Origin of the sequence: Sinisalibacter aestuarii, assembly GCF_027923545.1 — a bacterium.
GTDB classification, from domain to species: domain Bacteria; phylum Pseudomonadota; class Alphaproteobacteria; order Rhodobacterales; family Rhodobacteraceae; genus Sinisalibacter; species Sinisalibacter aestuarii.
Map to the genome: position 1 here is coordinate 158,508 of NZ_BROH01000003.1, position 14,401 is coordinate 172,908.

15 protein-coding genes are annotated in these 14,401 nt (G+C 65.5%); 8 read left to right on the plus strand and 7 right to left on the minus strand.

Annotated elements, in window-relative coordinates:
* Positions 1 to 64 precede the first annotated feature (64 nt).
* The gene (locus tag QMG28_RS07550) at positions 65 to 187 is read left to right on the plus strand and encodes a hypothetical protein (RefSeq protein WP_281841608.1); all 123 of its coding nucleotides are present in this window, start codon (positions 65 to 67) and stop codon (positions 185 to 187) included.
* A gap of 172 nt (positions 188 to 359) precedes the next feature.
* Here QMG28_RS07550 and QMG28_RS07555 read toward each other — a convergent pair whose 3' ends face one another.
* Positions 360 to 812, minus strand: a complete 453-nt coding sequence (locus tag QMG28_RS07555; protein WP_281841609.1) for an iron-sulfur cluster assembly scaffold protein — start codon at positions 810 to 812, stop codon at positions 360 to 362.
* Between the two features lie 64 nt (positions 813 to 876).
* On the opposite strand from QMG28_RS07555, the gene hisI reads away from it, so the two are divergent.
* Positions 877 to 1,236 (plus strand): phosphoribosyl-AMP cyclohydrolase, encoded by a 360-nt coding sequence (gene hisI, locus QMG28_RS07560; protein ID WP_281841610.1) that lies wholly within the window; start codon positions 877 to 879, stop codon positions 1,234 to 1,236.
* 45 nt (positions 1,237 to 1,281) lie between these two features.
* Here the strand turns inward: hisI and gluQRS are convergent, their stop codons facing one another.
* From gluQRS to gyrA, 3 genes are all read right to left on the minus strand, one after another.
* A complete protein-coding gene (gene gluQRS / locus QMG28_RS07565; protein WP_281841611.1) occupies positions 1,282 to 2,133 on the minus strand; it encodes a tRNA glutamyl-Q(34) synthetase GluQRS in 852 nt (283 codons plus the stop codon).
* A gap of 87 nt (positions 2,134 to 2,220) precedes the next feature.
* Positions 2,221 to 3,561, minus strand: coding sequence for a methylenetetrahydrofolate--tRNA-(uracil(54)-C(5))-methyltransferase (FADH(2)-oxidizing) TrmFO (gene trmFO, locus QMG28_RS07570; protein WP_281841612.1), 1,341 nt, complete (start codon positions 3,559 to 3,561; stop codon positions 2,221 to 2,223).
* A gap of 99 nt (positions 3,562 to 3,660) precedes the next feature.
* Complete coding sequence (gene gyrA / locus QMG28_RS07575; protein WP_281841613.1) at positions 3,661 to 6,405, minus strand: DNA gyrase subunit A; 2,745 nt, start codon at positions 6,403 to 6,405, stop codon at positions 3,661 to 3,663.
* 215 nt (positions 6,406 to 6,620) lie between these two features.
* Between gyrA and ctaA the strand changes: the two genes are divergently transcribed.
* Positions 6,621 to 7,766: a heme A synthase gene (gene ctaA / locus QMG28_RS07580; RefSeq protein ID WP_281841614.1), complete on the plus strand. Its 1,146-nt coding sequence runs from the start codon at positions 6,621 to 6,623 to the stop codon at positions 7,764 to 7,766.
* 1 nt (position 7,767) lies between these two features.
* On the plus strand, positions 7,768 to 9,246 hold the full coding sequence (locus tag QMG28_RS07585) for a carboxypeptidase M32 (RefSeq protein ID WP_281841615.1): 1,479 nt from the start codon (positions 7,768 to 7,770) through the stop codon (positions 9,244 to 9,246).
* An 18-nt stretch (positions 9,247 to 9,264) separates the two neighbouring features.
* Here the strand turns inward: QMG28_RS07585 and QMG28_RS07590 are convergent, their stop codons facing one another.
* The 3 genes from QMG28_RS07590 to QMG28_RS07600 form a co-directional block, all read right to left on the minus strand.
* A complete protein-coding gene (locus QMG28_RS07590) occupies positions 9,265 to 9,978 on the minus strand; it encodes a VIT1/CCC1 transporter family protein (RefSeq protein WP_281841616.1) in 714 nt (237 codons plus the stop codon).
* Positions 9,979 to 10,059: 81 nt separating this feature from the next.
* On the minus strand, positions 10,060 to 10,287 hold the full coding sequence (locus QMG28_RS07595; protein ID WP_281841617.1) for a hypothetical protein: 228 nt from the start codon (positions 10,285 to 10,287) through the stop codon (positions 10,060 to 10,062).
* Between the two features lie 14 nt (positions 10,288 to 10,301).
* On the minus strand, positions 10,302 to 10,955 hold the full coding sequence (locus tag QMG28_RS07600) for an alpha/beta hydrolase (RefSeq protein WP_281841618.1): 654 nt from the start codon (positions 10,953 to 10,955) through the stop codon (positions 10,302 to 10,304).
* Between the two features lie 151 nt (positions 10,956 to 11,106).
* Here QMG28_RS07600 and iscR point away from each other — a divergent pair, with 151 nt between their 5' ends.
* The 4 genes from iscR to QMG28_RS07620 are packed head-to-tail and all read left to right on the plus strand — an operon-like array spanning position 11,107 to position 14,401.
* Positions 11,107 to 11,604 carry a Fe-S cluster assembly transcriptional regulator IscR gene (gene iscR, locus QMG28_RS07605; protein ID WP_281841619.1) on the plus strand — a complete coding sequence of 166 codons (498 nt, stop codon included), beginning with the start codon at positions 11,107 to 11,109 and terminating at the stop codon, positions 11,602 to 11,604.
* A 43-nt stretch (positions 11,605 to 11,647) separates the two neighbouring features.
* Positions 11,648 to 12,706, plus strand: coding sequence for a cysteine desulfurase family protein (locus tag QMG28_RS07610; protein ID WP_281841620.1), 1,059 nt, complete (start codon positions 11,648 to 11,650; stop codon positions 12,704 to 12,706).
* 13 nt (positions 12,707 to 12,719) lie between these two features.
* Complete coding sequence (gene sufB, locus QMG28_RS07615; RefSeq protein WP_281841621.1) at positions 12,720 to 14,255, plus strand: Fe-S cluster assembly protein SufB; 1,536 nt, start codon at positions 12,720 to 12,722, stop codon at positions 14,253 to 14,255.
* Complete coding sequence (locus QMG28_RS07620) at positions 14,255 to 14,401, plus strand: hypothetical protein (RefSeq protein WP_281841622.1); 147 nt, start codon at positions 14,255 to 14,257, stop codon at positions 14,399 to 14,401. The genes sufB and QMG28_RS07620 overlap by 1 nt, the downstream gene beginning before the upstream one ends.

Genomic DNA, 14,401 nt, shown 5'->3' on the forward strand with positions numbered 1-14,401 from the left:
GAACAAATGGTTAACAAAGAACACAGCCGGAACATTCCGGCACCTTCGAGAGCAGGAGCCCGCCATGCTGAAAGAGATCAAAGCCGTCCTCGACCGGTCTTCTGCCACCATCTGGCAGGATATTGCCGGCGGCGTTGGCCTGATGGTGGTGCTCTATGACGGGCTGCAACTGCCCGGCCTGATCTGACTGACCCATTCTGCCTGCGGATTGCCCGGTTCCCGCATCGCCTGTCCCAAGAGATGCCGGCGGCTCCGGCCGCCACCTGTCCCTCCGGTTTTTTGCCTCTGTCCTGACCGGATTTCGGAACCGAACCCGCATCACTGACCGCCGCCTCCCGTCCCGGAGCGCGGCGGTTTTTTTATGACGCCCCGGCGCTGGCGCTCGCCTCGTCGAGTGCGGCAAGGGTGGCATCCCAGGCGAGCAGGATCGAGGGGTGGCGGTTCTTGTAGGCCTGGGCCGGGCGCAGCACTTCCAGCCCTTCGAAGGGGGCGGGCGGGGTTGGCCCGTCCTGCGTGAGCATGGCGAACAGCGCCGCGCGCCCGGCCGCGATGGTGGCCCGGTCAAGCCCGATCACCACGCGCCCCAGCACCGAGGCCGACGCCTGCCCGAGTGCGCAGGCCTTCACGTTCTGCGCGAACTCGGCGACCCGGCCATCTCGGGCGACGAGATCGACAGTGACGGTGGAGCCGCAGAGCGGCGAGCGTTTCTTCACGCTGGCCGCCGGCGCGGCAAGCCGCCCGGCATGGGGAATATCCGTCGCCAAGGCGAGGATCTGGGTTGAGTAGAGCTGTTCGAGGCTTTGCTCAGTCATGGCTTTCCCCTCCGCGCGCTTGTCTCTAGATAAGAGGCGCGGGCGGAAATGGAAAGGGATGGCGATGCGCTTCGATCCGGCGAGCTTGAACTACAACGAGGCGGGGCTGGTGCCGGTGGTGGCGCAGGCGGCGGATAGCGGCGAGGTGCTGATGCTGGCCTGGATGAATGCCGAGGCCGTCGCGCGCACGCTGCAGACCGGCCGGGTGACCTATTGGTCGCGTTCTCGGTCGGCCTTCTGGGTGAAGGGCGAAAGCTCCGGCCATGTGCAGAACCTCGTCGAGATGCGGGTGGATTGCGATCGCGACGCGCTTCTGGTGCTGGTCGAGCAGGAAGGCCCGGCCTGCCACACCAACCGGCGCTCGTGTTTCTACACCGCGGTGCGCGACTTCGAGGAAGTCGTGATCATGGAGCCGATGGCATAGCGGTGCGGGCAGGGCCGGGGGCCAGCCCCCGGACCCCCGGGATATTTATGGCAAGATGAAAGCCTGAAGGCCGACAAGCGCGCGGATTTCGGCGGGGCTGCGGCCCTCGGCGCGGTAGTGGCGGATGGCGCGGGCATCGTCGCGTTTGGCGAGCCGCTTGCCGGCTTCGTCGCGGATCAGGCGGTGGTGGTGATAGGTGGGCGTGGGCAGGGCGAGCAGGCGTTGCAGCAGCACGTGAATCGGGGTTGCGGCAAAGAGGTCTTCGCCGCGCACCACATGGGTGATGCCTTGCGCGGCATCGTCCACCACCACGGCGAGGTGGTAGGAGGTGCCGATATCCTTGCGGGCGAGCACCACGTCGCCGATGGTGTCCACCATGTCCGCAGGCTCGTGTTCGCGGATGCCGTGAAAACCGGGGCCGGTTTCGGTGACGGTAATCGGCCCGGTCAGCGCCGTGGCTTTCGCCATGTCGAGCCGGATCGCATCGCCGGGCTGGCGGCTTTCCATCGGGCGGCCACGGCAGGTGCCCGGGTAGAGCGGGCCATCGGGGCCTTGCGCGCCCTCCTGCGGCGCCGAGAGCGCGGCGCGGATATCGGCGCGGCTGCAGGAGCAGGGATAGGTGAGGCCCATTGCGGTGAGCCGGTCGAGCGCGGCGGCATAATCGGGCAGCCGGTCGGACTGGCGCATCACCGGCATGGGCCAGGTGAGGCCGAGCCAGTGCAGATCGTCGTAAATTGCCTGCTCGAAGTCCGGTTTGCAGCGGGGCCTGTCGATATCCTCGATCCGGAGCAGGAACTGCCCGCTCGCCGCCTGCGCCATGTCCCATGCCGTGAGCGCCGAGAAGGCGTGGCCGAGATGCAGGAGCCCGGTGGGCGAGGGGGCGAAGCGGGTGATCATGGGCGCAGGCTAGGGGGCGGGGCGGGAGGCAGCAAGCGGCACGGTTTCATTCCAAGAAACCGGGGCGAAATCCTGGAAAGATTTCGCTTATGCCGCGCCCAGCCAGCCCTGCCAGTCGGCTTTCGCCCGGTCGGTATAGGCTTTGTAGCGGTCCTTGCGCCCGCGCCGCCCGCCTTTCAGCCCGTCCACCGGTGGAAACAGCCCGAAATTCACGTTCATCGGCTGGAAGGTCTTGGCCTCGGCTCCGCCGGTGATGTGGCTGACCAGCGCGCCCATCGCCGTGGTGGCGGGCACCGGCGGCAGGGATTTGCCCGAAAGCTCGGCGATTGCGAGCCGGCCCGCGAGCAGGCCCATCGCGGCGGATTCCACGTATCCCTCCACGCCGGTCACCTGCCCGGCAAAGCGGATATGGGGCTTCGATTTCAGCCGCATTTCACCGTCGAGCAGGGTGGGCGAGTTCATGAAGGTGTTGCGGTGGATGCCGCCGAGCCTGGCGAAGCTGGCATTTTCCAGCCCGGGGATCATGCGAAACACCTCCGTCTGGCTGCCGTATTTCATCTTCGTCTGGAAGCCGACGATATTGTAGAGCGTGCCGAGCGCATTGTCGCGGCGCAGCTGGACCACGGCATAGGCTTTCTCGTCTGGTTTGTGGGCATTGGTCAGCCCCACCGGCTTCATCGGCCCGTGACGCAGCGTCTCGCGGCCGCGCTCGGCCATCACCTCGATCGGCAGGCAGCCGTCGAAATATTTCGCCTCCTCGCCCTCGTGGAACGGCGCCTTGTCCGAGCCCATCAGCGCGTCGATGAAGGCCTCATACTGGTCCCTGGTCATCGGGCAGTTGAGATAGGCCTTGCGCTCCTCCTCGGTCTCGCCCTTGTCGTAGCGCGACTGCATCCAGGCGACATCCATGTCGATGCTGTCGGCATAGACGATGGGCGCGATGGCGTCGTAAAAGGCGAGCCGCTCGGTGCCGGTTTCGGCGATGATCGCCGCGCCGAGCGCTTCCGAGGTGAGCGGGCCGGTGGCGAAGATCCAGTGGCCGTCGCCGGGGAGGGCGGTGATTTCCTCCTCCACCACGGTGACGTTGGGCAGCGCGCGCAGCTTGTCGGTGACATATTGCGAGAACGGCTCACGGTCGACCGCCAGCGCGCCGCCGGCGGGCAGGCGGTGGGTATCGGCGGCCTCCATCGTCAGCGAGCCGGCGGCCCGCATCTCCCAGTGCAACAGCCCCACCGCGTTCTGCTCGCTGTCGTCGGAGCGGAACGAGTTGGAACAGACCATCTCGGCGAGCTTGCCAGTCTGGTGGGCGAAGGTGGCGACCTTCGGGCGCATCTCGTGGATGACCACGGTGAGGCCCGCTTTCGCGGCGGCCCAGGCGGCTTCGGAGCCGGCCATGCCGCCACCGACGATGTGGAGTGTCTGTGTCATGTGGCGCGAGATAGGCGAGGGGCGCGCGGCTGGCAAGCGTGGAGTGGGGGTTTTGCACCCCCACACCCCAGCAAGGTATTTGTAGAACAGAGAAGAGGCTCAGCTTTCGCTGCTGTCCGCCACCTCGTCCTCGTCTTCGCTCTCGGCAATCCACGCCACCGAGACGACATGCTCGCCCTTCGCGGTGTTGAACACCTTCACCCCGCCCGCCGAGCGCGAGCGGAACGAAATGCCCTCGACCGGGCAGCGGATCGACTGGCCGGTCGAGGTGGCCAGCATCACCTGGTCGCTCGGGCCGACCGGGAAGGAGGCCACCAGCGCGCCGCCACGCATCGCCTTGTCCATCGCCGCGACGCCCTGACCGCCGCGCCCGCGCACCGGGTAGTCGTGCGAGGACGAGAGCTTGCCGGTGCCGGCGGAGGTGATCGTCAGGATCAGGTCTTCAGCGGCGCGCATCTCCTCGAAGCGCTCGGCGGAAATATCGCCCGCGACCGCCTCTTCGTCATCCTCCGTGCCGTCAATCTCGTCGGCTCCGGCCATCTGGCGGCGCATCTTGAGATAGGCAGCGCGCTCCGACGCCTCGGCCTCGAAATGGCGCACCACGGCCATCGACACCACGCGGTCGTCGTCCGACAAGAGCCGGATACCCCGCACGCCGGTGGAATCGCGGCCCTTGAATACCCGCACATCGGTGGTGGGGAAGCGGATCGCCCTACCGCTGGCGGTGACGAGCATCACGTCGTCTTCCTCGGTGCAGATGCGGGCATTCACCAGCTCCACCCCCTCGGGCAGTTTCATGGCGATCTTGCCGTTGCGCATGACGTTGGTGAAATCCGAAAGCGCGTTGCGCCGCACGTCGCCGGCATCGGTGGCGAAGACGATCTGGAGGTTGTCCCAGTCTTCTTCCGGCGCATCCACCGGCATGATCGCGGCGATGCTCACGCCCGTGGGGATCGGCAGGATGTTGACGATCGCCTTGCCCTTGGCGGTGCGCCCGCCGAGCGGCAGGCGCCAGGTTTTCAGCTTGTAGACCATCCCGTCGGTGGTGAAGAACAGAAGCTGGGTGTGAGTATTGGCGACGAACAGCGTGGTGACCACGTCGTCTTCCTTCAGCCCCCCGCCCGACAGCCCCTTGCCGCCGCGCCGCTGCGCGCGGAAATCGGCCAGCGGCGTGCGCTTGGCCCAGCCGGACTGGGTGATCGTGACCACCATGTCTTCGCGCTCGATCAGGTCTTCGTCTTCCATGTCGCCCGACCAGTCGACGATCTCGGTGCGGCGCGGCACGGCGTAGGCGTCTTTCACCTCGGTGAGTTCGGTCGAGATGATCGCCATGATCCGCTCGCGCGAGCGCAGGATATCGAGGTAATCCTTGATCTTCGCGGCCAGTTCCTCAAGCTCGTCGGTGACTTCCTTCACGCCGAGCTGGGTAAGGCGCTGGAGGCGCAGATCGAGGATGGCGCGGGCCTGGGTTTCCGACAGGTTATAGGTGCCGTCGTCGTTCATCTTGTGAGTCGGGTCGTCGATCAGGGCGATGAACGGGGCGATTTCCTTGGCCGGCCAGCGCCGCTCCATCAGCTTGGCGCGCGCCTCGGCGGCATCGGCGGAGGCGCGGATCGTGGCGACCACTTCGTCGACATTCGAGACGGCGACGGCGAGGCCCACCAGCACATGGCTGCGCTCGCGCGCCTTGCGCAAGAGGAACGCCGTGCGCCGCGCAACCACTTCCTCGCGGAAGGTGATGAAATGGGTGAGAAAATCGCGCAGGGTAAGCTGCTCGGGCCGGCCGCCGTTCAGCGCAAGCATGTTGCAGCCGAAGGAGGTTTGCAGCTGGCTGAAGCGGAATAGCTGGTTGAGCACCACCTCGGGCGTCGCATCGCGCTTGAGTTCGATCACCACCCGCACGCCGACGCGGTCGGACTCGTCCTGAATCGCCGAAATGCCTTCGAGCTTCTTGTCGCGCACCAGATCGGCGATCTTTTCGATCATCGTCGCCTTGTTCACCTGATATGGGATCTCGTCGACGACGATGGCGTAACGGTCTTTTCGGATTTCTTCCACGCGGGTCTTGGCGCGCAGGATCACCGAGCCACGGCCCTCGGTATAGGCCTTGCGCGCGCCGCCGCGGCCCAGCATCACCCCGCCGGTGGGGAAGTCGGGGCCGGGGATGTAGTCCATCAACTGGATCGAATCGAGATCGGGGTTCTCGATCAGCGCCAAAGTCGCGTCGATCACCTCGCCCAGATTGTGCGGCGGGATGTTGGTGGCCATGCCCACGGCGATGCCGCCGGCGCCGTTGACCAGCATGTTGGGGTAGCGCGCGGGCAGAACCGTGGGTTCTTTCTGCTTGCCATCGTAGTTGTCCTGAAAATCGACCGTGTCCTTGTCGATATCGTCGAGCAGCGACAGGGCGACCTTTTCCATCCGCACTTCGGTGTAACGGAAGGCGGCGGGCGGGTCGCCGTCCATCGAGCCGAAGTTGCCCTGACCGTCGAGCAGCGGCAGGCTCATCGAGAAATCCTGCGTCATCCGCGCCAGTGCGTCGTAGATCGCCGCGTCGCCATGCGGGTGATACTGGCCCATCGTATCGGCCACCGGGCGCGAGGACTTGCGGTAGGGCTTGTCGTGCGTATTGCCCACCTCGTGCATGGCGTAAAGGATGCGCCGGTGCACCGGTTTCAGCCCGTCGCGCAGGTCGGGGATCGCACGGCTCACGATCACGCTCATCGCGTAGTCGAGATAGGAATTGCGCATCTCCAGCTCGATGGAGACGGTGGGGCCGCCGAAGGTGGGCCGCTCGGGCGGCATTTCGCCTTCGGTTTCAGGGGTTTCCGGGGTGTCGTTCACGTTGTCCGCCGTGTTGTTCGTTGGTCTGTGCCGCGCATCCGGGACACACAAGATTTTGTTTGGCTGGTTATATCATCCGCAAGGCTTGGGGTGCAATGGAGCGGGCGGGTTTTTGTCGCCCGAAACGCGCCGGATTGCCGGCATCAGCCGATTTCGCGCCTTGGCATTCGCCGCCGCTTCCTTAAGTATCGCCGCAATCGCAACAGGGGAGCGCCATGGCCGAACCACGCAAGCTATTCGAAGAGGTCAGTGACGAAACGCCCGCCGCGCGCAAAGCCGTGCAGACGGGCATGATCGACAGGGGCGGAGCCGGCGGCGCGCGCGGCGCGATCCGGGGCTGGCTGCTGGTGCTCTTCGCGCTGGTGGTGGTGATGATCGTGGTGGGCGGGCTGACGCGGCTTACCGATAGCGGATTGTCGATCACCGAATGGGATCTGGTGATGGGCTCGCTGCCGCCGATGAATGCCGAAGCCTGGGCCAGCGCCTTTGCCAAATATCAGGAAACGCCCGAATTCCGGCTGGTCAACGCCTCGATGACACTGGAGGAGTTCAAGGGCATCTTCTGGTGGGAATGGGGTCATCGCTTCCTTGGCCGGATCATCGGACTGGTCTGGATCGCGGGCTTCCTCGGCTTTTGGGCCGCAGGCAAGATCCCCACCGGCTGGAAGCAGCGGCTGCTGGCCATCGGCGTGCTGATCGGTGTGCAGGGTGCGGTGGGCTGGTGGATGGTGTCCTCCGGTCTTGAGGGCGAGATGACCGATGTGGCCTCCTACCGGCTGGCCACCCATCTCGGCCTTGCCTTCGTGATCCTCGGGCTGATCGTCTGGGCGGTGCTGCTTTTGAGCCGCAGCGAGGCGCAGCTCATGCAGGCGCGACGGCTGCGCGAGAGGAAGCTCTTTGGCATGGGCACCGGGCTGATGCATCTCGCCTTTCTGCAGATCCTGCTGGGCGCGCTGGTGGCCGGGATCGACGCGGGCCGCTCCTATACCGACTGGCCGCTGATGGCGGGGCAGGTCTTTCCGCCCTATGCGTTCGAGATCGAGCCGCTCTGGCGCAACTTCTTCGAAAATCCCGGGCTGGTGCAGTTCATCCACCGGATCGTGGGATATCTGCTGGTGATCTATGCTCTTGTCGTATTCTGGCGCTCGCGCAGCGCCGGGGCGGCGGCGACGCGCTCGGCCTTCGGGCTGGCGGTGGTGGTGATCATCGCGCAGATGCTGCTCGGCATCACCACGGTGATGAACGGGGCGCATATGCATATCGCGATCACGCATCAGGTCGGGGCGATCCTGGCCTGGGCGCTGATCCTGCGCGCCCGCTTCGCGGCGGGCTATCCGCAAGCACAATCGGTAAGGGGCTGAGATGTCTGCCTATGAAGAGCTGATGGCGTTCGACCGCCAGACACAGGCGCTGCGGCAAATCGCCGGGCGGCTGGGCTGGGATCAGGAAACCGTGATGCCGCGTGCGGCCGCGCCGCAGCGCGCGGAAGAATCGGAGGCGATGGAGCAGGTGCTTCATGCCCGCCGGACCGATCCGCGCCTCGGCGACTGGCTGGCCGCGATCGACGAGGCGGCGCTGGACCAGGTCGGGCGGGCCAATCTGCGCCACATCCGCCGCAGCTTCACCCGCGCCACGCGGGTGCCGGCCAGGCTGGCGGGCGAGCTGGCGCGCGTCACCTCCGAGGCGCAGGGGCAATGGGCCGAGGCGCGCGCGGCGGACGATTTCGCCGGGTTCGCGCCGGTGCTGGCGCGGATCGTGGCGCTGAAACGCGAGGAGGCGGCGGCGCTGGCGGCGGGCGGCGATCTTTACGATGCGCTGCTCGACGATTACGAGCCGGGCGCCACCGGGGCCGAGCTTCAGGCAATGTTCGACGCCCTGCGCCCCCGGCTTGTCGATCTGCGCGCGCGCATCCTCGGCGCCGCACACCAGCCCGCCGCGCTCACCGGCAGTTTCGACGAACAGGCGCAGATGAAGCTCACCCGCAGGCTCGCCAAAGCGTTTGGCTACGACATGGCCCATGGCCGGATCGACAAGGCGGTGCATCCGTTCTCGTCGGGGTCCGGCCTCGATGTGCGGATCACCACCCGCACCAATCCCGAAGACCCGTTCGGCGCGGTCTATTCCACGATCCACGAAACCGGCCATGCCTGCTACGAGCAGCATATCGACCCGGCCTATCTGCTGACCCCGCTCGGCGCGGGCGTGTCGATGGGGGTGCATGAAAGCCAGAGCCGGATCTACGAAAACCAGCTTGGCCGCTCGCGCGCCTTCACCGGCTGGCTGTTCGGCGAATTCAAAGGCGCGTTCGGCGATCTTGCGCTTGCCGATGCCGAGGCGTTCTATGCCGCCGCCAACCGGGTGCATCCGGGCTTCATCCGCACCGAATCCGACGAGGTGCAGTACAACCTGCACGTTCTCCTGCGCTTTGATCTGGAACGCCAGATGATCGCGGGCACGCTCGATGTGGCCGATCTCGAAGAGGCGTGGAACAGCCGGTTCGAGGCCGATTTCGGCGTGAAGGTGGAGCGCGCCTCGCAAGGCTGTTTGCAGGATGTGCACTGGTCGGTGGGGCTGTTTGGCTACTTTCCGACCTATTCGCTGGGCAATGTCTATGCGGGCTGTCTGCACAAGGCGCTGCGCGCCGACATGCCCGATCTCGACACCCACCTCGCCGCCGGCGATGCCGCGAAGCCCACCGAATGGCTGGCCGACAGGCTGCAGCGCCATGGCGGGCTTTACGAGCCGAAAGAGGTCATCACCCTTGCCTGTGGCGAGGCGCCGGGCGAAGGGCCGCTGCTCGACTACCTTGAGGCGAAGTTTTCCGAGATCTACCGGCTCTGAGCGCGCGCCGGGCGGCGCTCAGGCAAAGACCGTCACCGCCAGCCCGGCGGCGAAGGCCACGGCGGCGCTGAGCCCGCCGATGGCCAGCGTTTCGCTCACGCAGCGCAGCGCCGTCTCGGCGCTGACCGACCAGCGCAACAGCCCCAGCAGGATCAGCGCGAAGGCGGTGGCAACGAGCGAGACGAGGAAGGTCGCGCTGCCGGTGGGCGCGATCAGATAGGGCAGGATCGGGATCACCCCGAAGGTGACGAAGGCGAGAAAGGTCATCCAGGCCCGCGCCGCCGGGTTATGTGCATCCGGCGCTTCCATGCCGTGATCGTAGCGCAGGCTCAGATCGGCCATCAGGCGCGGGCTTTCGGCCAGATGATCGGCGGCGTGGCGCGCGTCGGCGGGGGGCAGCCCCTGACGGGCGAGATGCCCGGCCAGCCGTGCGGCGGCCTGTGCCGGATCGGCCGCGGCGGCGGCCTCCGCCTCGGCATGGCGGGCGTGGAAGATATCGCGGCTCGACCGGCCAGAGAGAAATTCACCAAGCCCCATCGACACCGCATCCGCCGTCAGGTTGGCCATGCCGAAGATCAGCACCGCCACGCTGCCGACAAGGCCCACGCCCTGTGCCTCTGCGCCCGCGAAGCCGGCGACGATGGCAAAGGTCGTGACGATCCCGTCATTGCCACCATAGACAATCTGCTTGAGGTAAGTGCGGATCGCGTCGCGCGCATTGGAGGCGGGCATATGGCTGGCCTTGACTATCCGGGGCTGATGCAATCCTAGCGCGCGCCGGGCGGGCCGAACAGCCCGCATTTCAGCGCAGGTTCAGCCGTTTTCGGCGCGGAAGGTGGCGCGCTTGGTCTCGATCAGGTCGAGCGCACGGGTCTCGGCCCGGCGCACGCGCACCGCCGTCATGTAAGCTTCTTCGAGCGTTGTCGACGAGGTGCCGATGACCTTCTTGATCTCGTCGACGATATCCGGGTTTCCGGTTTCCTCGGCCAGTTCCAGCGCCTTCTGCGCCAGCTCGTCCGCGACCCGTGCCTGGAGATCCATGCCTGCCCCCGCTGTTATCGTGTATTCTCGGTCAGCCGGCGGCGGACATAGGTGTCGACCGCGCCGATCATCGTGTCCATATGGGCGTTTTCGAAGAAATGCCCGGCGCCTTCCACCTCGGTATGGGTGATGGTGATGCCCTTCTGCTCGTGCAGCTTGTCAACGAGCGCATGGGTGTCGGCGGGCGGCGCCACGCGGTCGGCGGTGCCGTTGATGATCAGGCCCGAAGCCGGGCAGGGGGCGAGGAACGAAAAATCGTACATGTTGGCGGGCGGCGCCACCGAGATGAAACCGGTGATCTCGGGCCGGCGCATCAGAAGCTGCATCCCGATCCAGGCGCCGAAGGAAAAGCCCGCCACCCAGCAATGCTTGGCGTTCTGGTTCATCGACTGGAGGTAGTCGAGCGCCGATGCGGCGTCGGACAATTCGCCCACGCCCTGATCGTATTCGCCCTGACTGCGGCCCACGCCGCGGAAGTTGAAGCGCAGCACGTTGAAGCCCATCTTGTGAAAGGCATAGTGCAGATTGTAGACCACCTTGTTGTTCATCGTGCCGCCGAATTGCGGATGCGGATGCAGGATGATGGCGATCGGTGCGTCTTTTTCCGCCTGTGCGTGGTAGCGGCCTTCGAGCCGGCCCTCGGGGCCGGGAAAAATCACCTCAGGCATTCAGTATTGGTCTCCTTCGCGGCCCGCATTTCTTGACGAAAATAGTCGGGCACCATATTACCAAAGCAGTTCCGGACCGCCGGGACCGGGTGCGTCTCCGTTCACATATTGACGAGGAGGCGAAACGTCAACGTTACAAGAGGGTTCGGCGATGAAGCTTTCCACCAAGGGACGGTATGCAATGGTCGCGCTGGCCGATCTGGCGCTGCAGCCCGAGGGCACCCTGCTTTCGCTTACCGACCTCAGCAAACGGCAGAATATCTCGCTGCCCTATCTCGAACAGCTCTTCGTGAAGCTGCGCCGGGCGGGGCTTGTCGAAAGCGTGCGTGGGCCGGGCGGCGGCTACCGGCTGGCCAGGCCCTGCGCCGAGATCCGCGTGGCCGACGTGCTCGGCGCGGTCGACGAAACCGTAAGCGCGATGCATACCGGGGCCGGGGCCTCGGGCGGGCTGTCGGGCAGCCAGGCGCAATCGCTCACCAACCGGCTGTGGCAGAGCTTCTCCGCGCATGTCTATGTTTTTCTTCACCAAACCCGGCTTTCGGATGTGGTGCATAACGAATTGGCCCCGTGCCCTGCCGTGCCCTCGCTCTTTCATCTCGTCGACGAAGACCACGACGAGGCCAAACTGATCGAAGACGCCGAAAGCTGAGGTCCGCCGTCCGGGCGGGAGGCACAAGACGAAGGAGCGGGGATTGGCCAGGGTCTATCTCGACTGGAATGCCACCGCGCCGCTGAGGCCGGAGGCGCGCGCGGCAATGCTCGCGGCGATGGACGTGGTGGGCAACCCTTCCAGCGTGCACAGCGAAGGCCGCGCCGCCAAGGCGGTGATCGAAAAGGCGCGCCGTCAGGTCGCCACGGCTTTCGGGGCCGAGGGGGCGGATGTGATCTTCACCTCCGGGGCGACGGAGGCCGCGGCGCTGGCGCTGGCGGGCCGCGATCTGGCCTGCGCGGGCATCGAGCATGATGCGGTGGCGGCCTGGTGCACGCAGAGCCTGAGCGTCGATGCCATGGGCCGGGTGAGCGTGCCCGATCCGGGCCGCGCCACGCTTCAGGCCGCCAATTCCGAAACCGGCGTGATCCAGGCGCTGCCCGATGGCCTTGCCGTCACCGACGCGACGCAAGCCTTCGGCAAGATCCCCTTCGCCTTCAACTGGTCGGGCGCCGCGATGGCGCTGATCAGCGCGCATAAGCTTGGCGGACCCAAGGGCGTGGGCGCGCTTGTGGTCAGGCGCGGCACCGAGGTTCATGCCCGCATTCTCGGCGGCGGGCAGGAGATGGGGCGGCGCTCGGGTACGGAAAACCTGATTGGAATTGCGGGCTTCGGCGCGGCAGCCGAGGCGGCGGCGCGCGATCTGGATGGCGGAATTTGGGCGGATGTATCGGAACTTAGAAACATTCTAGAAAAATCCATTGCCGAATCTGCAAATAAGACTATTTTTGTCGGGAAAGACGCGAACAGGCTCCCGAACACCTCGTGCTTCATCACGCCGGGGTGGAAGGGGGAAACCCAGGTTATGGTAATGGATCTGGCGGGGTTTGCCATATCGGCGGGCTCGGCTTGCTCCTCGGGAAAAGTCAAGGCGAGCCACACGCTCAAGGCCCTAGGGTTTGACGATGTGGCCGCTTCGAGTGCCATCCGGGTCTCGCTCGGGCCGACGACGACGCAAGACGATGTATTGCGTTTCGTCGACGCCTGGACGCGGGAAGAGAGAAAATTCCGCAACCGCCGGCAATCGGCGGCGCGGGTCTGACGAGGAGGGCAGCATGGCCCGGAACGATGACGTGATCGTTAAGGAAGGTGTCGAGCAGGAGACTGTCGACGCCGTCCGCACGCTTGGCGACAAGTACAAATACGGCTGGGAAACCGAGATCGAGGAAGAGCGCGCGCCGAAAGGGCTCTCTGAGGATATCGTGAGGCTGATCAGCGCCAAGAACGAAGAGCCGGACTGGATGCTTGAACTGCGCCTCGCCGCCTACCAGCGCTGGTTGCAGATGAAAGAACCCGACTGGGCGATGGTCGAATACCCCGAGATCGACTTTCAGGATCAGTATTACTACGCCCGGCCCAAGAGCATGGCGGAAAAGCCGAAATCGCTCGACGAGGTCGATCCCAAGCTGCTGGCGACTTATGAAAAGCTCGGTATCCCGCTGAAGGAACAGATGATCCTCGCCGGCGTCGAGGGCGCCGACGAGGTTCCCGCCGATGGCGCCAATTCCGAGCGCAAGGTGGCGGTGGATGCGGTGTTCGACTCGGTCTCGGTCGGCACCACCTTCAAGAAGGAGCTGGCCGAGGCCGGCGTGATCTTCTGCTCGATCTCGGAAGCGATCCGCGAGCACCCGGAACTGGTGAAGAAATACCTGTTCTCGGTCGTGCCGCAATCCGACAACTTCTATGCCACGCTCAACTCGGCGGTCTTCTCCGACGGCTCCTTCGTCTACATCCCCGAGGGGGTGCGCTGCCCGATGGAGCTCTCCACCTATTTCCGCATCAACGCGGAGAATACCGGCCAGTTCGAGCGCACGCTGATTATCGCCGACAAGGGCTCCTATGTGAGCTACCTCGAAGGCTGCACCGCGCCGCAGCGCGACAAGGCGCAGCTTCACGCCGCCGTGGTCGAGATCGTGATCCTCGAAGATGCCGAGGTGAAGTATTCGACGGTGCAGAACTGGTTCCCCGGCGACGAAAACGGCAAGGGCGGGATTTACAACTTCGTCACCAAGCGCGCCGATTGCCGCGGCGACCGCTCGAAGGTGATGTGGACCCAGGTGGAAACCGGCTCGGCGGTGACGTGGAAGTACCCCTCCTGCGTGCTGCGCGGCGATGACAGCCAGGGCGAATTCTACTCGATCGCCATCACCAACAACTACCAGCAGGCCGATACCGGCACCAAGATGACGCATCTGGGCAAGAACACGAAAAGCCGGATCGTCTCGAAAGGGATCAGCGCCGGCAAGGCGCAGAACACCTATCGTGGCCTCGTTTCGATGCACCCGCGCGCCAAGAACAGCCGCAACTACACCCAGTGCGACAGCCTGCTGATCGGCGACCAATGCGGGGCGCATACCGTGCCTTACATCGAGGTGAAGAACAATTCTTCCCGCGTCGAGCACGAGGCGACCACCTCGAAGGTGGATGACGAGCAGATGTTCTACTGCCGCCAGCGCGGCATGGACGAGGAAGAAGCGGTGGCGCTGATCGTCAACGGCTTCGCCCGTGAAGTGCTGCAGGCGCTGCCGATGGAATTCGCCATGGAAGCCCAGCAGCTTGTGGCGATCTCGCTGGAAGGGAGCGTGGGCTGATGCTGGCGATCTGGACATTCATCGTGCTGCTGGTGGCGGGGCTCGCCACGGCAATGACGCTGGGCTGGCGCCGTACCACCGCCCAGCCGGTCAAACAGGAACAGGAAATCTGCGGGCCGACCTGCTATCCGCGGGTCAAGCGCTGA